Source organism: Nocardioides sp. R-C-SC26, assembly GCF_021246465.1.
In the GTDB taxonomy this organism is placed as follows: Bacteria; Actinomycetota; Actinomycetes; order Propionibacteriales; family Nocardioidaceae; genus Nocardioides.
The window spans coordinates 24,397-45,189 of record NZ_JAHRHK010000004.1; the positions used below are offsets into that span (position 1 = coordinate 24,397).

The 20,793-nt window shown below is 69.1% G+C and carries 20 protein-coding genes; 14 read left to right on the forward strand and 6 right to left on the reverse strand.

Annotation, left to right across the window (positions count from 1 at the left end; all coding sequences use genetic code 11):
* Window positions 1-23: 23 nt before the first annotated feature.
* The gene (locus tag KSO97_RS04845; RefSeq protein ID WP_232676851.1) at window positions 24-2,399 is read right to left on the reverse strand and encodes an excinuclease ABC subunit UvrA; all 2,376 of its coding nucleotides are present in this window, start codon (window positions 2,397-2,399) and stop codon (window positions 24-26) included.
* Window positions 2,400-2,545: 146 nt separating this feature from the next.
* Between KSO97_RS04845 and KSO97_RS04850 the strand changes: the two genes are divergently transcribed.
* Window positions 2,546-3,427, forward strand: a complete 882-nt coding sequence (locus KSO97_RS04850; RefSeq protein ID WP_232676852.1) for a thioesterase family protein — start codon at window positions 2,546-2,548, stop codon at window positions 3,425-3,427.
* Here the strand turns inward: KSO97_RS04850 and KSO97_RS04855 are convergent.
* The gene (locus tag KSO97_RS04855; RefSeq protein WP_232676853.1) at window positions 3,409-3,879 is read right to left on the reverse strand and encodes a hypothetical protein; all 471 of its coding nucleotides are present in this window, start codon (window positions 3,877-3,879) and stop codon (window positions 3,409-3,411) included. The genes KSO97_RS04850 and KSO97_RS04855 overlap by 19 nt on opposite strands.
* Before the next feature lie 215 nt (window positions 3,880-4,094).
* Here KSO97_RS04855 and KSO97_RS04860 point away from each other — a divergent pair, with 215 nt between their 5' ends.
* Window positions 4,095-4,244, forward strand: a complete 150-nt coding sequence (locus tag KSO97_RS04860) for a hypothetical protein (protein WP_232676854.1) — start codon at window positions 4,095-4,097, stop codon at window positions 4,242-4,244.
* Window positions 4,245-4,265: 21 nt separating this feature from the next.
* Here KSO97_RS04860 and KSO97_RS04865 read toward each other — a convergent pair whose 3' ends face one another.
* Window positions 4,266-5,279 carry a zinc-dependent alcohol dehydrogenase family protein gene (locus tag KSO97_RS04865; protein ID WP_232676855.1) on the reverse strand — a complete coding sequence of 338 codons (1,014 nt, stop codon included), beginning with the start codon at window positions 5,277-5,279 and terminating at the stop codon, window positions 4,266-4,268.
* Window positions 5,280-5,391: 112 nt separating this feature from the next.
* On the opposite strand from KSO97_RS04865, the gene KSO97_RS04870 reads away from it, so the two are divergent.
* The 7 genes from KSO97_RS04870 to KSO97_RS04900 all read left to right on the forward strand — a co-directional run bounded on the left by KSO97_RS04870 (window position 5,392) and on the right by KSO97_RS04900 (window position 11,455).
* Complete coding sequence (locus KSO97_RS04870) at window positions 5,392-6,918, forward strand: UDP-N-acetylglucosamine 1-carboxyvinyltransferase (protein ID WP_232676856.1); 1,527 nt, start codon at window positions 5,392-5,394, stop codon at window positions 6,916-6,918.
* Window positions 6,918-7,289 carry a hypothetical protein gene (locus KSO97_RS04875; protein ID WP_232676858.1) on the forward strand — a complete coding sequence of 124 codons (372 nt, stop codon included), beginning with the start codon at window positions 6,918-6,920 and terminating at the stop codon, window positions 7,287-7,289. Before KSO97_RS04870 ends, KSO97_RS04875 begins: the two co-directional genes overlap by 1 nt.
* A 106-nt stretch (window positions 7,290-7,395) precedes the next feature.
* A complete protein-coding gene (locus tag KSO97_RS04880) occupies window positions 7,396-7,950 on the forward strand; it encodes a hypothetical protein (RefSeq protein ID WP_232676859.1) in 555 nt (184 codons plus the stop codon).
* A gap of 109 nt (window positions 7,951-8,059) precedes the next feature.
* On the forward strand, window positions 8,060-8,638 hold the full coding sequence (locus KSO97_RS04885; RefSeq protein ID WP_232676860.1) for a hypothetical protein: 579 nt from the start codon (window positions 8,060-8,062) through the stop codon (window positions 8,636-8,638).
* Between the two features lie 60 nt (window positions 8,639-8,698).
* Window positions 8,699-9,544 (forward strand): glycerophosphodiester phosphodiesterase family protein, encoded by an 846-nt coding sequence (locus KSO97_RS04890; RefSeq protein WP_232676861.1) that lies wholly within the window; start codon window positions 8,699-8,701, stop codon window positions 9,542-9,544.
* On the forward strand, window positions 9,544-10,917 hold the full coding sequence (locus KSO97_RS04895; RefSeq protein WP_232676862.1) for an MFS transporter: 1,374 nt from the start codon (window positions 9,544-9,546) through the stop codon (window positions 10,915-10,917). The genes KSO97_RS04890 and KSO97_RS04895 overlap by 1 nt, the downstream gene beginning before the upstream one ends.
* Before the next feature lie 145 nt (window positions 10,918-11,062).
* Complete coding sequence (locus tag KSO97_RS04900; RefSeq protein ID WP_232676863.1) at window positions 11,063-11,455, forward strand: RNA polymerase-binding protein RbpA; 393 nt, start codon at window positions 11,063-11,065, stop codon at window positions 11,453-11,455.
* Between the two features lie 41 nt (window positions 11,456-11,496).
* On the opposite strand, the gene KSO97_RS04905 is transcribed toward KSO97_RS04900, so the two are convergent.
* The 3 genes from KSO97_RS04905 to lnt are packed head-to-tail and all read right to left on the reverse strand — an operon-like array spanning window position 11,497 to window position 14,274.
* On the reverse strand, window positions 11,497-11,970 hold the full coding sequence (locus KSO97_RS04905) for an FxsA family protein (protein WP_232676864.1): 474 nt from the start codon (window positions 11,968-11,970) through the stop codon (window positions 11,497-11,499).
* Window positions 11,971-11,974: 4 nt separating this feature from the next.
* Window positions 11,975-12,727: a polyprenol monophosphomannose synthase gene (locus KSO97_RS04910; RefSeq protein WP_232676865.1), complete on the reverse strand. Its 753-nt coding sequence runs from the start codon at window positions 12,725-12,727 to the stop codon at window positions 11,975-11,977.
* Complete coding sequence (gene lnt / locus KSO97_RS04915) at window positions 12,724-14,274, reverse strand: apolipoprotein N-acyltransferase (protein WP_232676867.1); 1,551 nt, start codon at window positions 14,272-14,274, stop codon at window positions 12,724-12,726. The genes KSO97_RS04910 and lnt overlap by 4 nt, the downstream gene beginning before the upstream one ends.
* A 554-nt stretch (window positions 14,275-14,828) precedes the next feature.
* Between lnt and KSO97_RS04920 the strand changes: the two genes are divergently transcribed.
* From KSO97_RS04920 to KSO97_RS04940, 5 genes are read left to right on the forward strand one after another with little or no spacing between them, the layout of a single operon-like run.
* A complete protein-coding gene (locus tag KSO97_RS04920) occupies window positions 14,829-15,587 on the forward strand; it encodes an enoyl-CoA hydratase/isomerase family protein (protein WP_232676868.1) in 759 nt (252 codons plus the stop codon).
* Complete coding sequence (locus KSO97_RS04925) at window positions 15,574-17,088, forward strand: AMP-binding protein (protein ID WP_232676869.1); 1,515 nt, start codon at window positions 15,574-15,576, stop codon at window positions 17,086-17,088. Before KSO97_RS04920 ends, KSO97_RS04925 begins: the two co-directional genes overlap by 14 nt.
* Window positions 17,085-18,695 (forward strand): amidohydrolase, encoded by a 1,611-nt coding sequence (locus tag KSO97_RS04930; protein ID WP_232676870.1) that lies wholly within the window; start codon window positions 17,085-17,087, stop codon window positions 18,693-18,695. Before KSO97_RS04925 ends, KSO97_RS04930 begins: the two co-directional genes overlap by 4 nt.
* Window positions 18,683-19,309: a GNAT family N-acetyltransferase gene (locus KSO97_RS04935; RefSeq protein WP_232676871.1), complete on the forward strand. Its 627-nt coding sequence runs from the start codon at window positions 18,683-18,685 to the stop codon at window positions 19,307-19,309. The genes KSO97_RS04930 and KSO97_RS04935 overlap by 13 nt, the downstream gene beginning before the upstream one ends.
* A 52-nt stretch (window positions 19,310-19,361) precedes the next feature.
* Window positions 19,362-20,768: a KamA family radical SAM protein gene (locus tag KSO97_RS04940; protein WP_232676872.1), complete on the forward strand. Its 1,407-nt coding sequence runs from the start codon at window positions 19,362-19,364 to the stop codon at window positions 20,766-20,768.
* Window positions 20,769-20,793: the final 25 nt, after the last annotated feature.

The following is a 20,793-nucleotide window of genomic DNA, read 5'->3' on the forward strand; positions in this document are numbered from 1 at the left end:
CCTCGCCGGACCAGCGGAGGGCCTCACCCGCCGATGTAGGCGGCGAGGTGCTCGCCGGTCAGCGTCGAGGCCGACGCGACCAGATCCGACGGCGTGCCCTCGAACACGACGTGTCCGCCGTCGTACCCGGCGCCGGGGCCGAGGTCGATCACCCAGTCGGCGTGCGCCATCACGGCTTGGTGGTGCTCGATCACGATCACCGACTTGCCGGCGTCGACGAGTCGGTCGAGCAGTCCGAGCAGTTGGTCGACGTCGGCGAGGTGCAGTCCGGTCGTCGGCTCGTCGAGCACGTAGATCCCGCCCTTGTCCCCCATGTGCACGGCGAGCTTGAGGCGCTGTCGCTCCCCTCCGGAGAGGGTCGTCAACGGCTGACCGATCCGGAGGTAGCCCAGTCCCACCTGGACGAGTCGCTCGAGGATCTTGTGCGCCGCAGGAAGTGCCCCCGCTCCCCCGGGTGCGAAGAAGTCCGCGGCCTCGCTGGCCGACAGTTGCAGCACCTCGCTGATGTCGAGACCGCCGAAGCGGTAGTCGAGCACCGCGGCGTCGAAGCGACGTCCTTCGCAGACCTCGCACGGCGTGGGCGCCGCCGCGACGATGCCGAGATCGGGGTAGATGACGCCGTTGCCGTTGCAGTTGGGGCAGGCACCTTCGGAGTTCGCGCTGAACAGGGCCGGCTTGACGCCGTTCTCCTTCGCGAACGCCTTGCGGATCGGTTCGAGGAGCCCGGTGTAGGTCGCGGGGTTGCTCCGCCGCGAACCCCGGATGGCGCCCTGATCGATCGCGACGACGTCGTCGCGTCCTGCCACGACGTGGCCGTGGATCAGGGAACTCTTCCCCGAACCGGCGACACCGGTGACCACGGTCAGGACGCCGAGCGGGATGTCGACGTCGACTCCCTGCAGGTTGTGCGTGCCTGCTCCGCGCACCTCCAGGGACCCCGACGGCGTACGGACGGCGTCCTTGAGGCGCGCGCGGTCGTCGAGGTGGCGACCGGTGAGGGTGTCGGCCTTCCGCAGGTCGGCCACGGTCCCCTCGAAGACGATCTCGCCGCCCTCGGTTCCCGCGCGGGGACCGATGTCGACCACCCGGTCGGCGATCGCGATCGCCTCGGGCTTGTGCTCGACGACGAGCACGGTGTTGCCCTTGTCCCGCAGCCGGAGCAGCAACTGGTTCATCCGCTCGATGTCGTGCGGGTGCAGTCCGATCGTCGGCTCGTCGAAGACGTAGGTGACGTCGGTCAGTGACGACCCGAGGTGGCGGATCATCTTGGTGCGTTGGGCCTCACCGCCGGACAGCGTGCCCGCAGGACGGTCGAGCGAGAGGTAGCCGAGTCCGATCTCCACGAAGGAGTCGAGGGTCTCCCCCAGCGCGGTCACCAACGGGGCGACCGTGACGTCGTCGACCTCGCGGATCCACGCCGCCAGGTCGCTGATCTGCATCGCGCACAGGTCGGCGATGCTCTTCCCGCGGATGAGCGAGGACCGCGCCAGCGCGCTGAGGCGGGTGCCGTCGCAGTCGGGACAGGTCGTGAAGACGACAGCGCGCTCGACGAAGGCGCGGATGTGCGGTTGCATCGCGTCGACGTCCTTGGCCAGGAAGGTCTTGCGGATCTGCGGGATCAGGCCGAGGTAGGTGAGGTTGATCCCCTCGACCTTGATCTTGGTCGCCTCCTTGTACAGCAGGTCGTCGCGTTCGGCCTGCGTGTACTTCTTGATCGGCTTGTCGGGGTCGAACCACCCGCACCCGCGGTAGATGCGGCCGTACCAGCCGTCCATCGTGATGCCGGGCACCGTCAGGGCGCCTTCGTTGAGCGACTTGTCCTCGTCGTAGAGCGCGCTCAGGTCGAAGTCGTTGATCGAACCACGGCCCTCGCACCGCGGACACTGGCCGCCCACGACGCTGAACGAACGCCGCTCCTTGACCTTCTGGCCGCCCTTCTCCATCGTCACCGCGCCGGCGCCCGAGATCGAGGCCACGTTGAAGGAGTAGGCCTGGGGAGACCCGATGTGGGGGTCCCCGAGTCGGCTGAACAGGATCCGCAGCATCGCGTTGGCGTCGGTGGCGGTGCCGACCGTGGAGCGCGGGTCGGTCCCCATCCGCTCCTGATCGACGATGATCGCCGTCGTCAGACCGTCGAGCACGTCGACGTCGGGCCGCGCCATGGTGGGCATGAAGCCCTGCACGAACGCGCTGTAGGTCTCGTTGATGAGCCGCTGCGACTCCGCGGCGATGGTGCCGAACACCAGCGAGCTCTTACCGGAGCCGGAGACACCGGTGAAGACGGTGAGGCGCCGCTTGGGCAGTTCGACGCTGACGTCCTTGAGGTTGTTCACCCGGGCGCCATGAACCCGGATCAGGTCGTGGGTGTCAGCGGCATGGGTGCGGGGCGAGGTGGCCACAGGGTTCCCGTCTCGTCGAGGTCACCGGAGTGTGCGGTCCGGCGCGGCGACACTAGCGTCGCCGGAGGATCGACCGTCGCAACCCGGCGAACTCATCGCCGACGCCCGCGCTCCTGGTCGTGGTCGCGTCACCTACGGTCGTGTCCGTGACCACCGAAGTCTTCGAGCTCGACCGCGCGATCGCCCTGACCGACCACGACGGGCGACGCACGCTGACGCTCACCGCCGACTGGAACACTCCCAACGGGACTGCCAACGGTGGGTACGTCCTGGCCGTCCTCCTGAGGGGCGTGCTCGACCACGCCGAACAGGCGGGCCCGATGCACCCCGACCCGCTCACGGCGTCGATCAGCTACCTCAAGCCGCCGACCCCCGGTCCCGCCGAGGTGGCGGTCACCACGGTCCGCTCCGGGCGACGGATCTCGGTCCACGAGGTCCGGCTCCTGCAGGCCGACGACGTCGTGGTGCACGGCGTCATCAGCCTGCACGACGCAGCGAAGACGGGCGAGCACCAGCACACACCGCAGGCCGCACCGCCGTTCCCGCCGCCGGCGGAGTGCCGCAGCCTGACCGGCGTCATTCCGGTGGAGTTCGCGCCCATCTCGGGCCGTTACGAGACGCGCATCGCGGCGATGCCGGGCTGGCTCGCGGGCACGCCCGCCGGCACCAGCGACCAGGTTCTCTGGATCCGGCCGGTCGACGGGCGTCCGATCGACTCGCTCGCCGCCGGCGCGATCGTGGATGCCTATCCGCCGGTGACCGCCGATCTCGGATGGCTGGCCTCGGCCACGGTGCAGCTCACCGTGCACTTCCGCCGTCGGGCGATGACGGGCTGGGCGCTGATGCACGTGAGTACACGGCACGTGATCGACGGCTACCACGACGAGGAGGTCGAGCTCTGGGATGCCGAGGGGCGGCTGATCGCGACCAGTCGACAGTTGGCGATCCTCTCCGGCCAGGCGACACCTGCCGCCGGCGTGGGTTCGGCCGGCGAGTCGGCGTCGGTCGATCAACCCTCCCAGGGGTAGCCGCGCTCCTGGAAGGCGGCGGCGAGGGTCGATCGCTTGACGTCCACGGGCTTGTCGAAGAGCACGCGTCCCTGGTGCCCGTCGATCACGATCCGCTTGCGCTCGGCGTGGATCCCGACGATCTGGGTGCGTTCCAGACGTCGTCGGTCCCGGCCGCGCACGATGAACAGCGCGTCGTCGGCCACCTCGATCGCGTACTCGTTGTCGATCACGACGGCAGCGGCCACCGCACCGACCACCAGACCACCCACGGGCCGGGCGATCCACGACCACCACTGGTCGAATCCGCCGAGCCATGCGAGCACGTCACCGAACGGCAGAACGGGCACGTCGGCCAGCCAGCGCGCCAGTAACGGCGCGATCAGGCCCAATGCGGTTCCGCCTCCGGCGAACAGGACGTAGACCCAGATGCGATCCTCGCGCGTCATCCCGAGCCGCGTCGTCTCTTCCATGCCATCCAGCCTGCGGTGGGCCGAGCGACGCCGCATCGGACCGCGGTCTACCCGAGCCCCCGACGAAAGTAGCGCGCGTCGGTGCGTGGCGCGCGCTTCGCGAGGACGCTCGGCCAGACCTGATGGCCCGATGTGACCAGACCGCCTCAGATCGGGCCCGAAGCCGGTCGAACGGTCGCAGTATCGAGTGAACCGACCGACTCCGAGGACTCGCCATGTACGACACGATCGAGCAACTGCAGACCAGCCACCACCTCTCCCACGACAGGCTGTGCGTGCACTGCGGTCACGCCATGCACACCTACCTCGCGTGCTCGGACGCCTGCGACTGCCGGACGACGGCCCAGGGGCTGCTCGCCGGATGACCCGCCTCGGGCGAGCGCGGTTCAGGGCTCCAGGAGCACCTTGATTGCCCGCCGCTCGTCCATCGCTCGATAGCCCTCCGCTGCCTCGCTCATCGGCAGCGTGAGATCGAAGACCTGACCGGGGTCGATCCGCCCCGCGGTCACCAGGTCGAGCAGTTCGGGCAGGTAGCGACGCACCGGCGCCATGCCTCCGCGCAGTCCGACGTTCTTCTGGAACATCCGGCGCACCGGCAACTCCACGCCGTGGGGCACGCCGACGAATCCGACCATCGACCCCGGTCGAGCGACCGCGAACGCCGTACCCATCGCGTCGTCGGTGCCGACGCACTCCAACACGGCGTCCGCTCCTACTCCCCCGGTGATCTCCTTGACCGCCGCCGCGCCCTCGCGACCGCGCTCGGCGACGATGTGGGTTGCGCCGAAAGAGCGGGCGATCTGCTGGCGCGACTCATGGCGCGACATCGCGATGATCGTCTCGGCGCCCATCGCCGACGCGGCCAGGACGCCGCAGAGTCCGACCGCGCCGTCGCCCACGACGACGACGGAGCCGCCCGGCCGGACGTCGGCTGAGACGGCGGCGTGCCACCCCGTCGGCATCACGTCGGAGAGCGCGAGCAGCGAGGGGATCATCGATGCCTCGGGAGTTCCGTCGGTCTTCACCAGGCTGCCATCGGCCTGGGTCACCCGGGCGTACTCCCCCTGGCCGCTCGTGGTCATGCCGAGATTCACGCAGGCGGACTGGACGCCAGCGCGACAGTGGGCGCAGGTGTTGTCGCAGTGGTCGAACGGCACCACCACGAAGTCGCCCACGGTGAACTGGGACACCTCGGAACCGATCTCCTCCACGATGCCGACGCACTCGTGTCCGATCGTGCCCGGGGTGACGTCGTTCTCCCCGCGGTAGGGCCACAGGTCGGAGCCGCAGATACAGCCGGCCACGACCTTCACGATGGCGTCGGTGGGTGCCTCGATCCGAGGATCCGGCACCTCCTCGAAACGGATGTCGCCCGGGGCATGGATCATCGTCGCGCGCATGCTCCCCATCCAAGCAGGCCTCTCGGCGGAAGGCGTCCGACCGCTCCGACCGCCGTACGACTCACCCAGGCAGCCCTGTGCTCATATCTCACATATGAGTTACCGTGACGGAATGCCCCAGGACTACAAGAGCAGCATCGGTGCCCTGATCCGCGATGCTCGCCAGCACCGCGGGTTGACGCAGATGCAGCTGGCCGATCTGCTCAGCACGAGTCAGAGCGCGGTCAACCGGATCGAGAAGGGACAGCAGAACCTGTCCTTGGAGATGCTGGCGCGGATCGGTGAGGCGCTCGACTCCGAGCTCGTCTCCGTCGGATCCGGACCGGTGCACCTACGGGTCCAGGGTCCCACCACGCTCGCCGGGGCCATCGACGTCAAGACGTCGAAGAACGCGGGAGTCGCCCTCCTCTGCGCCTCGCTCCTCAATCGCGGGCGGACGACGTTGCGCAAGGTCGCTCGGATCGAGGAGGTCAATCGCCTCCTGGAGGTGCTGAACAGCCTCGGAGTGCAGACCCGATGGCTCAACGACGACAACGACCTCGAGATCGTTCCGCCCGTCGAGCTCGACCTGGACCACATGGACGAGGACGCAGCGCGCCGCACCCGCTCGGTGATCATGTTCCTCGGGCCCCTGCTGCACCGCGCCGAGTCGTTCGAGCTGCCCTATGCGGGCGGGTGCAACCTGGGCACGCGCACGGTCGAGCCGCACATGGCCGCGCTCCGTCCCTTCGGGCTGGAGGTGAAGGCGACCGAAGGCAGCTACCACGCGCAGGTCAATCGCGCGGTGGACCCGACTCGTCCGATCGTGCTGACCGAACGCGGCGACACGGTGACCGAGAACGCACTGATGGCGGCAGCGTTGCACCCGGGCACGACCGTGATCCGCAATGCATCGTCGAACTACATGGTCCAGGATCTCTGCTTCTACCTGCAGAAGCTCGGCGTCACCGTCGAGGGCATCGGCACCACCACCCTCACGGTGACCGGCCGCGAGGTGATCGACGTCGATGTCGACTACGCGCCTGCCGAGGATCCGATCGAGGCGATGTCGCTGCTCGCGGCTGCGATCGTGACACGCTCCTCGATCACGATCCGCCGCGTCCCGATCGAGTTCCTCGAGATCGAGCTGGCCGTCTTGGAGGAGATGGGCTTCCACTACAGCCGGTCCGAGGAGTACACCGCGCTCAACGGGCACACCCGTCTGGTCGACCTCCAGACGCGCCCGTCCGACCTGCGAGCCCCGCACGACAAGATCCACCCGATGCCCTTCCCGGGCCTCAATATCGACAACCTGCCGTTCTTCGCCGTCATCGCGGCAGTCGCGGAGGGCCAGACCTTCCTGCACGACTGGGTCTATGAGAACCGCGCGATCTACCTCACCGAGCTCACCAAGCTCGGCGGGCACGTGAAGCTCCTCGACCCGCACCGGGTCATGATCGAGGGCCCGACGTCGTTCTCGGGCGCCGAGCTCGTCTGTCCCCCGGCGCTGCGCCCCGCCGTCGTCATCTTGTTGGCCATGCTCGCCTCGAAGGGCACCTCGGTGTTGAGGTCGACCTACGTCATCCACCGGGGCTATGAAGACCTCGCCGAACGTCTCAATCTGCTGGGCGCCTCGATCGAGACCTTCCGCGACATCTGATGCCCGACACGTCCGTACCGCGTCGTCGTGCTCGCGTCCTGCTGCTGCTGGGCGTCGGTACTGCCGGGCTCATGATCGGGGTCGCCGCCGGGTTCCTCGCCTCGGCCGCGATGCGCGGCGAGTTGACCTTCTACGACGAGTGGGTGTGCTCGCGTGACGAGGCCCCGGCGACGACCTCGGACGGCGGCTACTTCTGCGCTCCGCTGACCGCGTCGCTGCCCGCGGGCGCGACGTGGGATCCACTCGGCAATCGCCCCTACGACTGCTCCGGGCGTGACGGGTGGGTGGTGATCGAGCGCCGGCAGAGCGGGGAGATCGAGTGCTTCCGCGACTACACGCCGCTCCCGCCGGGATGGCAACTGGTCTCCTAGCGTCGCGGGCGACCGGCGTGCCTTGCGGATATGCCGATAACCCCGCGTATGCCCATCTATGTGTAGTACCTTGCGGCGGCATCGCCCCCGACGTGAGGACTCTCTCGTGACCGATCAGCAGCAACCGCCAGCCCCCTGGCCGGCCCAGCACGACCCGCGAGCTTCGGCAGCCGCTGCCAAGGCCTACGCCAAGGCGTCGCGTCCCTGGTACAAGAAGAAGCGGTGGATCGCGCTCCTCGTGATCGTCGGCATCTTCGTCATCGCGGCCGCCACGAGCAGCGGCTCCGACGACGACGACCCGCCGACGTCGGCATCGCAGGGTCAGTCCAATGACGGAGATGGCGGCACCAAGCCCCAGGCCGACAACTCGTCGAACGGCAAGGGCGCTCTCACGTGGGGCAACTGGGAGGTCGTCGGCAAGCTGCAGGTCGACCAGGACGGCCTCAACCAGTACGACGTGGTCACCCGCGTGCGCAACATCGGCGACTCGGTCGACTCGGGCTTCTTCACCGTGACGATCCTCAAGGGCACTGACATCGTCGGCACGGCCACGTGCAGCACCTCGGACATCAACCCGGGATCCGTCGGCACCGCCGAGTGCTTCTCCACCGACGACTTCGTGCCCGGCTGGACCGAAGTCACGATCGAGGACGCCTTCTAGTCGCGTCCCGCGCCGACGTTCGCGTGGGGAGGTGCCGACGATGGCGCCTCCCCACGCCGGACCGCGCGTGGACTCACGCACACCCGACCATCGAATCCGAGGACTGAGGATGACCACTCGCCCCCGCCGCTCGCCATCGGATCCATCCCGCGCGACTCGCGCGACCACGCGCACGTCCGGGCGAGCCCAGGTCGTGGCGGCTCTGGTCGTGGCGCTCGCCGCGGCGTCCGGGTGCTCGACGTCGACGACGTCCTTCTCGAAGGCGCAGTCGCTCCCGGCGACCTCCGCGAGCCCGCCTGCCGCTCCCCCGACGACAGATACGGTGCCGACTCCGGACCCCGCGCCAGCCGTCACCGACGAGGCCGTCGAGGCGGTCGACACCCCGCCGGTCCCGAGCTCCCCGGGCGACGGCGCCCTGACCTGGGGAAACTGGGAGGTCGTCGGCAAGATCCAGGTCGACCAAGACGGACTCGACGACTACGACGTGGTCCTGCGGGTGCGCAACATCGGCGAGGCGGTCGATTCCGGCATCTTCACCGTGACGATCCTCAAGGGCACCCGCATCCTCGGTACGGCGAGCTGCAGCACGTCCGACATCAACCCCGGTTCCGTCGGTACGGCCGGGTGCTTCAGCACGGACGACTTCATTCCAGGGTGGACCGAGGTCGTCATCGAGGATTCGTTCTGAGCTGACCTCCGCGGAGTCGGCGAGGGTGAGACGGCAGCACGCGGTCGGCATACTCGGGCCGTGACTCCACGCACCGGTCGTCCCTACCTGGACGCCGTCCTGCCCGACGGCGATGCCACGGACGGCGCTGCCGTGCTCGCGTTCGCGCACCGCGGTGGCGTGCACCACCCCGAGCTCGGTGGCCGCGAGAACACGATCGCGGCGTTCCGCCACGCCTGGGGCCTTGGGTATCGCTACCTGGAGACCGACGTGCACGTCAGCGCCGACGGTGTGCTGCTCGCCTTCCACGACGACGTCCTGGACCGGCTGACCGGCTCCTCCGGCGCCGTGGCCGCGGTCCGGTACGAGGTCATCCGCGACGTGTTGGTCGGAGGGTTGGAGCCCATCCCCACCTTGAGCGCCCTCGTGGACGCGCTGCCGGGAGCACGCTTCAACATCGACCTCAAGGCCGACGGCGCCGTGAGGCCGCTCGCGGATCTCGTCGTGGCTCGCGGGCTGGAAGATCGCGTCCTGGTCGGGTCCTTCTCCCACGAGCGCTTGCGCGAGTTCCGCCGATTGACCGACGGAGGGGTCGCCACGTCGGCATCTCCGCTCGAGATCGCCGCGCTCCGCGCCGCTCCGCGGGCTCGACTCGTCCGGCGCCTGGCCCGGAACTTCGACGCGGTCCAGATCCCCCCGGCTCGGCGTGGGCTCGCGGTGTTGACCCGGGGCTTGCTCGCCCGCGCCCACGCCCTGGGCAAACACGTCCACGTCTGGACGATCGACGATGCCGCCGAGATGGCCGACCTGCTCGACCTCGGTGTCGACGGGCTCTTCACCGATCGCACCGACGTCCTCAAGGATGTGTTACTGGCCCGCGGCCAGTGGGCCCTCCCCGGCCTGGACGAGACGGAGGATGCAGGCTGATGATCGCGAACCTCGAGCCCGTCTCCCGCGCCCGCCAACAGCGCGCCTGGTACTGGTACGACTGGGCGAACAGCGCCTACTTCACCACCGTGCTCTCGGTCCTCTTCGCGCCGTACATGATCGAGGTGGCCGGGCGAGCAGCCGGCTGTGTCGACCCTGACGAGACCTGCGAGCGCACGGTGTCGTTGCTCGGTCTCGACCTCGCCGCGGGTTCGCTGCCGTTCTACCTGACCAGCTTCGCCACGATCGCGAGCGCCTTCGTCCTGCCGATCGTGGGTGCCTTCGTCGATCGCTCGCCCCACAAGAAGCGTCTGATGGCCGGGTTCGCGTGGGCCGGCGCCGCCTTCGGGTCGCTGCTGTTCTGGATGCGCGAGGACCAGTGGCAGGTCGGCGCCGTCGCTGTCGTGTTCAGCAGCGTGCTCGCCGGGTGCTCCTTGGTGCCCTACTCCGCGATCCTGGCCGACATCGCGACCGAGGAGGAGCGTGACCGCGTCTCCTCGCGGGGGTGGGCGTTCGGCTATCTCGGCGGCGGGACCCTGCTGGCGATCAATCTCGCCATGGTGCTGGGCAACGACGCCATCGGACTCTCCACCGAGTCCTCGGTACGGATCTCGCTTCTCTCCGCAGCGGTCTGGTGGGCGGGGTTCACGCTCATCCCGTTCCTGCGGTTGCGGGACCAGCAGCCGACGCTCGGCGAGCTCCCAACCGGAACGCTGTGGGATCGCAGCTTCGGCCAGCTGTGGCGAACCCTGAAGGACCTGCGCTCCTACCCGATGACGCTGACCTTCCTCGCGGCGTACCTCTTCTACAACGACGGCATCCAGACCGTCATCTATGCCGCGTCGACGTACGGATCCAAGCAACTGGGGTTCGGGGACAGCGTGCTGATCGGGACGATCCTGCTCATCCAGTTCGTGGCCTTCGGCGGTGCGCTCATCTTCGGCCGCCTCGCCGCCCGCTTCGGCGGTTACCGATCGATCTTGTGGGGCACGGTCGCCTGGATCGCGATCGTGATCGCGGCGTTCACGCTGCCGGAGAAGAACGTCGCGCTGTTCCTCCTGGTCGCCGTAGCGATCGGGATCGTGCTCGGCGGCACCCAGGCGCTGTCTCGGTCGTTCTACAGCCTGCTGATCCCGCGCGGCAGGGAGGGTGAGTACTTCGCGCTCTACAACGCGTGCGAGCGCGGAACGTCCTGGCTCGGAACCTTCGTGTTCGCCGTCACCTTCCAACTCACCGGTTCCTACCGCCCGGCGATCCTGGTACTCATCGTGTTCTTCGCCCTGGGCATCGCGCTTCTGCTGAGGCTCGACCCCGAGAGGGGCATCCGCGAGGCCGGCAACACGGTGCCTGCCTCGCTGCGGCGCGGTCCGTAGGCGCCTCGAACTGCCCTTTCGGGCACGCGGATGTGACCCGATCGGCCGAGCGTGGAATCTTGGCGAGCCGGGTACGGTTGAAGTTCAGTGACGGATCGAGGGACTCCGTCGCAGACCGATCAACGATGGTGGAGGTGCCCCCGAAATGGCAGAGCGCACACTGCGTGGAGCCCGGCTGGGCGGCCAGAGCTTCGAGGACGAGCGAGGTATCGAGTTCGCCGCCCGTCAGCAGGTCGGCTATCGCTGTCAGCTGGGCCACGACTTCGAGATCACGATGTCGGTCGAGGCCGACATCCCGGCGATCTGGGAGTGCCCCCGCTGCGGGGGCGAAGCCCTGAGTACCGCGGGCATCCTGCCGGAGGAGAAGGCTGAGAAGCCGGTCCGTACCCACTGGGACATGCTTCTCGAGCGACGCTCGGAGAGCGAGCTCGAGGACATCCTCAAGGAGCGGCTGGAACTGCTGCGCGGCGGCGAGATCGGCCCGGCGCACCTGCACCGGCCGGCCGGGAAGAAGCGCAAGGCGGCTACGGGCGCCTGACCCCTCCGTCTCCTGATCGAGACAAGTTCGGCGACGCCGGCTCACATCCCGTCATCGACCACTTCGCCCCGGATGATCGGCCCCTGCGGGCCGGCTCCGGGGCGAGTCGCGTCAGAGCCTCCTGGGACCACGACCATCCGGCGCTCGAGGACCCCGGTGAGGATCCGTCGGAGCAGCGGCCGCGTGAGGGGGAGGATCAGCAGCACCCCGACCGCGTCGGTGACGAACCCGGGGCTGAGCATGAGCGCACCCCCGAGGACGATCAGGACGCCGTCGGCGATCTCACGTGCGGGCATCCGCCCCTCATCGACCGCCGAGCGCAGTGCACGCCAGGCGCGTGCCCCCTCACGCTTGATCAACCAGCTTCCGACCACGCTCGCCAGCAGCAGGAGACCGACCGTCCACCACGGCCCGATGACCTGACCGACCTGGATCAGCACGTAGATCTCGACCACCGGCACTGCGATGAGTGCGATCAGCAGGACCAGTGCGAACCGGCGTCGTCGACGTGCCATGTCACTACCCTACGGAGCGGCCGCGTATCCGCTCGAGGCGTTCGCGGACTCCCCACGCGGTGATCCGACGCAGGGACTCCACGGCGATGGCCCCGTTCATCTTGGAGTCGCCCCGAACTCGCTCGACGAACTCGATCGGCACCTCGGTGACCTCCATCCCGGCCCGCAGAACTCGGGCGACGAGGTCGGTCTGGAACACGTAGCCCGTCGAGCGCACCTGGGCCAGTCCGATCGCCTCCAGGGCATGGCGGTGATACAGCCGGAAGCCGGCCGTGGCGTCACGAACCCGCAGGCCCAAGAGCAGCTGCACGTAGAGGTTGCCACCTCGAGAGAGCATCTCGCGACGAAGCGGCCAGTTGACCACGCTGCCGCCGCGCACCCACCGAGAGCCGATGACCAGGTCGGCCCGCGGCAGCATCTCGATGAGATCGGGCAACTGCTCGGGCTGGTGGGAGCCGTCGCTGTCCATCTCGCCGACGACCTCGTAGCCACGATCGAGCGCCCAGGCGAACCCGTGCAGGTAGGCACCTCCCAGCCCGCCCTTGGCCTCGCGATGCAGCACATGGACGCGCTCGTCTCCACGCGCCAGCTCGTCGGCGACATCACCGGTGCCGTCGGGCGACTGGTCGTCGACGATGAGGACGTCGACGTCGGGCGCGGCGGCACGCAGTCTCCCGACGATCCAGGCGAGATTGTCGACCTCGTTGTAGGTCGGCAGCACCATCACCACGCGATACGGGCCGGCACGGCGGGTCACGACACCTCCTCCGCGGTGCTGCGACGTGACAAGCGCCGCGCTCGCCAGCCGACCACGAGGCCAAGGAGCACGGCGAGACCGGCAGCCAACGGCGTGCCGAGCGCCAGGGCGGCACCGACGCGAAGGCCCGGCGTGACGCCCGGTCGGAGTTCGACCGACTCCACGAGCACATCCTGGGTCCGACGCTCCGTGCGCGCGACCACGGCGCCGTCCGGCGCGATGACGCCCGAGACACCGTTCGTGGAGGCGACGACGACATACTTCCCGGTCTCGATGGCCCTCGCCCTGGTGATCGCGAACTGCTGCTCGACCTGGTCGGTGAAGATGAAGCTGGCGTTGCTCGTCTGCACGGCCAGCAGTTCGCCGCCGCGTTCGATCTGGTCGGCGAGGCCCGCGTCGTAGGCGATGTCGAAGCAGATCGCGTCGGCGACGGGGACGCCCGCGACGTCCAAGGGTGTGCGCCGCGTGCCACTCAGCATGTCTCGCGGGATGCGGTCGAGGCGTCCGAAGAGCCCCGAGAGCTGCTTGCGAAACGGGATGTACTCCCCGTACGGCACAGGGTTCTGCTTGGTGTAGCGATCGCCGGCACCGGTCACGGGATCCCAGACGATCCCCTGGTTCAGGACATGTTCCTCCCCCGCGTCGACGATCGCCCCGACGACGAGCGGAACGTCGATCGCGGAGACCGCCGCCTCGATCTGCTCGCCGGTCGAGTAGTCGTTGAACGGATCGACCGCGGTGGAGTTCTCGGGCCACAGCACGAAGCGAGGGGGTGCGACGTCGCCTGCTCGCACGCGGGCTGCGAGCTCGATCGTCGCGTCGACATGGTTCTGGGTGACCCCGCGATAGTCGGCCAGGATGTCGTTGCCAGGTCCGGGGACGTCACCCTGCACGGCTGCAACCGTGATCTCGCCCGACGACCCGAGGCTCCACGGTGCCATTGCCGGCAACGCCGTCAGCGCCGTGACGGCGATCAGGCCCGTGGCCGCCCAGCGACCGTCCATCCGCGACGGGCTGACCACCACGCGGGCAGCTAGGAATCCGATGGCCGCTAGCAGAAGGCTCACTCCCGTCACGCCCACATAGGCCAGTGCGGGCGCCCACGGTGTGTCCACGACCGCGAAGCCGAGTCGCCCCCAGGGCATGCCGCTGAACGGCCACGTGCTGCGTACGGTCTCCATCGCAGTCCAGGCGCACGCCAACCAGAACGGCCAGGCACGCAGTCGGTGGATCACTGCGGCCGCCGCGCCGAGCAGTCCGTAGAACGCGGCCTCGATCCCCGAGAGCGCCGCCCAGGCGTCACTCCCGATCGACGGAGCCATCCACCGGATGTGGACAGCGTAGAAAGCCGTGCCGAAGACCAGGCCGAGCACGAAACCGGTGCGCATCCGCACCCCGCGTGTGACCACTCCGAACACCGCCAGCGACACCGGGATCACGTAGGCGAACGCGACCGGCTCATACGCCAGTGCGAGCAGGTATCCCGCCAGTCCGGCCGCGAGGAGACGAAGTGCCAAGCGCACGATCGGTGACCCGGGTCCGCTCACGAGGACACACCGTACCGGTGGACCGCACCCCGCTTTCAGGCACCGGGAGAGCCGGTCCCGGCCTTCGGCCGCCCACGCTCATGACGGGCTGTCATGACGTGGTCGTTGTCTAAGGGCCGAGCCGACTCTCCCGTGTCGCTCTCGCGGTGCGAACCGACCTCCGCGAACCACGGCTCCTCAGATGTTGGCGCTACACCTGGGTTCCTCGGCCACTCGGACGTCGGTCCGCCTGCCACGACCTGCACGAGCGGACGGCACAGATTCGCGCGCACCACCGGGAGTGTCAACCGCCCGCTGACCTGCACAGATAGACGAAACCGCAGGTCAGAGCGGGGTCCGGCAGACATGAAATCAATCCAGATTTCTGCGGCTGGTTCGGCGTGTCGCCGACGACGCGCCGAACCCGGGCGCGGACGCGGTGGTCGGACCCCGATCGTCCTGCGTATCGCCTGCCAGGAGATCATTCGGCGTCTCGCCGCTCTGGGCGCAATACTTTCCTCCAAGCAGCCGCTTGACGCAATGAGCGGCGGTCGAACGGCACTAGAGGAGGCACCATGGGCACCACGGTGGAGTTCAGCGCCAGCGACGGAGTCGGCTGGCTCCATCTCAACCGTCCGGACAGACTCAACGCCGTCGACACGACGCTCACCGACGACCTGCTCGCCGGGCTCGACCAGGCGCGAGCGCACGGGGTCCGTGCCGTCGTGCTCGCCGGCCGCGGTCGCGCTTTCTGCGCGGGCCATGACCTCAAGGAGCCCGTGCCGGTCGAGACAGCCCTGCAGACCAGAGGCCGCCTGGAACGCATTCAGGACGTCACCCGCGGGATCCGCGCCCTCGACGCGCCCGTGATCGCGGCCGTACACGGCTACGCGCTCGGCGCCGGTTGTGAGTTCGCCCTCGCGTGCGACATCGTCGTCGCGGCCGAGGACGCCGAGTTCGGCTTCCCGGAAGTGAGCGTGGGCCTCTCCGTGACCGGCGGCGTGTCACGGCTCCTCCCCGTCCTCGTGGGATGGGCCAAGGCCAAGGATCTGCTGCTGCTCGGCGATCGCGTGGACGGCGTCGAAGCCCAGCGGATCGGGCTCGTCGCCCGGACGGCGAGCCCGGGTCACCACGAAGACGTCGCCGCCGAGCTCGCCGCGCGGATCGCGTCCCGGCCGGCTCTCTCCACCGCCCTGGCCAAGCGCGTGCTCGACCGTGGCCTGGACGCATCCATGGAGTCCTCCCTGGAGCGCGAGGTCGAGCACGCGATGCTCACCGCCGAGGCAGGGGCCGGGGAGACCGCACGTCAGGGGTTCTCCGGTGACGAACGCTGATCGACGCTCCAGCGCGATGTCGGATCCCGTGACGTCGCCCGGTCCTGCGGTCTCGGACATCGTGACGCTGGTGGACCAGCGCGCTCTCAGCGACGGCGAGCGGCCGGCGTGGACCTTCGAGGCACGCGACGGGAGCCTCGACGTCGTGACGTTCGCCGATGTCGCTCGGCGCTCGCGCGTCGTCGCCTCGGCGCTCGCGCGCCAGGGTGTCGCCGCGGGTACTCCGGTCGGGGTGATGTTGGGAAACAGGGCCGAGTTCGCCCTGACCTGGTTCGCCCTGATGCGCCTCGGCGCACCGATGGTGCCGCTCAACCCGCACTACGGCCCGCGCGACCTCGCCCACGTGCTCGACGACTCCGGAGCCGGACTGGTGGTCGTGTGGCCCGAGGATCTCGGCCGTCTCGAGTCGTTGGCCGACGGCGTGACGCCCGCCGATCTCGAAGGTGACTCCGACCATCACGACGAGCCCGTCGAGCCCGCCCCGACGGGGCTAACCGTGGTCAACCTGCAGTACACCAGCGGCACCACCGGTGCGCCGAAGGCGTGTCTGCTCACCCACGACTACTGGCTGCGGCTCGCCGGCTCGCTGGTCGACGGCTTTCCTCGACTCCATGCCGACGACGTGCTCCTGACCGCGCAGCCGTTCCACTACGTCGATCCGCAGTGGAACGTCATCGCCGGTCTCCTCGCCGGCGCGCACGTCGTCGTGCTCGACGGCTTCCATCCGTCCACGTTCTGGGAGCGCGTGCGGTCTCATCAGGTGACCTACTTCTACTGCCTGGCCGCGATGCCCGGCCTGCTGCTCGCCATGCCGCCTGACACCCACGACCGTGAACACCGCGTGCGAGCGGTGCAGTGCTCGGCGATCCCGACCTCCCGCCACGCCGAGATCGAGAGCCGCTGGGGCGTCCCCTGGTTCGAGGCCTTCGGGATGACCGAGACCGGAGCCGACATCCGCGTGGGCGCGGAGGAGCACGACGAGCTGGTCGGCACCGGCTGCCTCGGGAGACCCGCCGCCCACCGGGAGGCGCGGATCGTGGACGGCCAGCTGTTCCTCCGCGGCCCCGGAATGATGCTCGGCTACCACGGCCACCCCTCCCCGTTCGACGACGACGGGTGGTTCGCGACCGGCGATCTCGCTCGCACCGACGACCGGGGTCGCTACTACCTGACGGGTCGCCTCAAGGACATGATCCGGCGCAGCGGCGAGAACATCGCCGCGGCCGAGGTCGAGCAGGTGCTGATCGAACACCCGGCCGTGCAGGTCGTCGCAGTCATCGGTGTTCCCGACGAACTGCGTGGTGAGGAGGTCAAGGCGTTCGTCGTCGCCCCGGATGCCGACGTCGAGGCCTTGGAGTCCTGGTGTCGCGAGCGACTCGCGCCCTTCAAGGTGCCACGCTGGTGGGAGTTCAGGGAGGAGTTGCCGATGACACCGTCGCATCGGGTCGCCAAGGCCCTGCTGCGCGAGTCGGCCCCGACCCCACATGAGGCGAGCGCGTGAAGGCAGACCTGGTGCTGCGCAACGCGCGGGTGCGCACCGTGGCCGGCCCCGGGCACGGGGACGTCGTCGACGCGATCGCGATCTGGCGCGACCGCGTCGTCGCGCTCGAGGAGGTGCCGGCCCACCGCGTGGTCGACCTCGATGGCGCCGTCGTGACGCCCGGGTTCCACGACGCCCACCAGCACATGGCGTGGTTCGGTCTGACGCTCGCGGAGGTCGACCTGCGCACGCCGTCGCTGGACGAGCTCTACGCGCGTGTGGAGGCGCATGCCGCCACGTTGCCGCGCGGTGCGTGGCTGGTCGGTGCCGGGTACGACGAGAACAAGACCGGCGCCCATCCCGATCGGGACGCTCTCGACGCGATCGCCGGCGGACGCCCGGTGTGGCTCAAGCACGCCTCGGGACACATGTGCGTGGTGAACTCCCCCGTGCTGGCTCAGCTCGGCATCGGCGAACGTGCCCCTGAGGTTGTCGGTGGTCGGGTCGTCACCGATGCGGCGGGCCGCCCCACGGGACTCTTGCAGGAACAGGCGCAGCGGCTCCTCGACCCACTCGTGCTGCCCTACGCGACCGAGGATCTCGTGGCCGCCATCGAGCGCGCCGGACGGCACTACCTCAGCGAGGGGATCACCAGCGTCGTGGAGGCCGGCATCGGCGGCGGCTGGATCGGCAAGAGCCCGATCGAGGCTGCCGCCTACCATCAGGCGCTCGACACCGGCCGCCTCCCGGTGCGGGTGGAGCTGATGGTGGCATCCGACGTGCTCCACGACCTCGACCGGCACGACCGCGACGACGCGGAACTCGGGATCGACCTCGGGATCCGCAGCGGATGGGGGCACGACCGGCTGAGCCTGGGCCCGGTCAAGGTCTTCAGCGACGGATCACTGATCGGCCACACCGCTGCGATGTGTCACGACTTCGCCGACTCCCCCGGAAACTCCGGCTACCTGCAGGACGACGCGGATCGGCTGCGCGCACTGATCATCCGTGCCCACCGTTCGGGGTGGCGGGTCGCCACCCACGCCATCGGGGACGCCGCGATCGACCTGGTGCTGGACGCCTATGACGAGGCCCAACGGCGGTGGCCGCGCGCCGACGTCCGTCACCGGATCGAGCACTTCGGCGTCTCACGTGAGGACCAGGTGCTGCGCGCGGCGGCGCTCGGCGTCGTCCCGGTGCCGCAGGCTCGGTTCGTCGGAGAGATCGGCGACGGGATGATCGCCGCGCTCGGACCTGACCGGGCGCCGGGGGCCTATCGGGGCCGATCGCTGCTCGATGCTGGTCTGATCGTGCCGGCGAGCTCGGATCGCCCCGTCGTCGACGGGCGTCCGCTGCTCGGCATGCAGGATGCCGTGAACCGGACGACCGCCGACGGCGCCGACTTCGGGCCGGGCGAGCGGATCACCGGACTCGAGGCCCTGACGGCCTACACGCTGGGTTCTGCCTACGCTTCCCACCAGGAGCGCGATCGCGGCACGATCGAGGTAGGCAAGCTGGCCGACCTCGCCGTGCTCAGCGACGACCCGGCAGCCTGCGCACCCGACGCCATCGCGGAGATCCAGGTGCTGCGCACCTTCGTGGGCGGAGAGCTGGCATGGGAGCGATGAGGCTGGTCGACTCGTCGGCGCTCGACGAGTCACAGCTGTCCAGCGTGCAGAGCATCTATCTCGATGCCTTCCCCGAATCCCTCCGGGTGCCGTTCGAGGACCTCTTGGTCGATCGACTCCTCGTCCTCCTCCACGACGGCCGGCCTGTCGGCTTCGCGCTCGTCCGGGCCCTCGGACCCACCTCGTGGATGTTCCTGCGCTACTACGCGGTGGGGCCCAAGGGCGGTGGTCTCGGTACGACCATGTGGCGCGAGCTCACCGACCGGCTGGCTGCGGAAGGCACGACACGGTTGGTCTGGGATGTCGAGGATCCCGACGAGCCCGGCATCGACACACACGAGGCGGAGGTCCACCGCCGTCGGATCGGGTTCTACGAACGGCTTGGGGCACGGCTCCTGCCCGTGCGCGGTTACGCCCCGCCGCACGACGGCGAGATCGGTGCGCCGCCGCTGCTGCTGATGGATCAGCGGCTGGATGCGTCCAACGCGTTCGCCGATGCCGAGCCAGACCTGCAGGCCATCGTCACCGGCGTGTATCTCTGGCGCTACGGAGTTCCTGCGTCTGATGCTCTGGTGGTCGACACACTCCGCGCATCAGGAATCCTTGTGCCGTAAATCCTCCTGCTAGAGCGTCGCGTTACGAAAGATCATTGCGTACAATGCCGCCATGAGTATCGAGACGTCCATCGGCCTGGAGACCGGGCAGCCCTACCCGTACCGCCGCGTGGAGCTCGTCGAACCCGACTGGCGACGCCTCCCTGGCTGGAGCGACGTCACGGAGGCCGAGTGGCGATCGGCTCAGTGGCAGCGGTCGCACTGCGTCAAGAACGTCGCGCAGCTGCGTGAGGTGTTCGGCGATCTCGTGGAGGACCGCTTCTACGAAGACCTGACGCGTGACCAGGCCGAGCAGGCGACGATGTCGATGCTCGTTCCCCCGCAGATGTTGAACACGATGGTCCCCTATGCCGGGCTCGACGGACGTGCGCTCGGCCCGGGCAGCCTGACGGATGCGCTCTACGCCGACCCGGTGCGGCACTACATGATCCCGGTCGCGAGCGACCGACGAACCGACTGGGCCTCCCACCCGCACGCGAGCCGCGACTCGCTCCACGAGCACGACATGTGGGTGGCCGAGGGGCTGACGCACCGGTATCCGACCAAGGTCCTCGCCGAGATGCTGCCGACGTGTCCGCAGTACTGCGGTCACTGCACCCGGATGGATCTGGTCGGGAACTCGACCCCCGCCGTGGAGAAGCTGAAGTTCTTCGTCAAGCCGGTCGACCGGCACGCGGCGATGCTCGACTACCTGCGCCGCACGCCGTCGGTGCGCGACGTCGTCGTCTCCGGCGGCGACGTCGCGAACATGCCGTGGCCCCGCCTGGAGGCATTCTTGACCGACCTGCTCGCGATCGAGAACATTCGCGACATCCGGCTCGCGACCAAGGCGCTGATCGGCCTCCCTCAGCACTGGCTGCAGGACGACGTCCGCGCCGGCGTCGAGCGGGTCGGGCGCCTCGCACGCGATCGTGGTGTCTCGTTGGCGATCCACACCCACGCCAACCACGCCCACTCCGTGACGCCCATGGTGGCCGAGGCGGCGGGGGCGATGCTGTCCGCCGGTGTGCGCGATGTCCGCAACCAGGGGGTGCTCCTCGACGGGGTCAACGCCGACCCGCACGCGCTGCTCGACCTCTGCTTCCGCCTGCTCGACGGCGCGCAGATCATGCCGTACTACTTCTACCTCTGCGACATGATCCCGTCCGCGGAGCACTGGCGCATCTCGGTGCGCGACGCTCAGCGGCTCCAGCACCACATCATGGGATACCTCCCGGGCTTCGCCACGCCGCGCATCGTGTGCGACGTCCCCTTCGTCGGCAAGCGGTGGGTGCACCAGGTCGCCGAGTACGACCACGTGCGCGGCATCTCCTCCTGGACCAAGAACTACCGCACCACCATCGAGGCCGACGACGCCGAGGCGCTCACCCGCACCTACCCCTACTACGACCCGATCCACACGCTCCCGGCCGAGGGCCAGGCGTGGTGGGCCGAACAGAACCTCACCGCCCGTCGCTGATGCGTCGACCCATCTCTACATCACG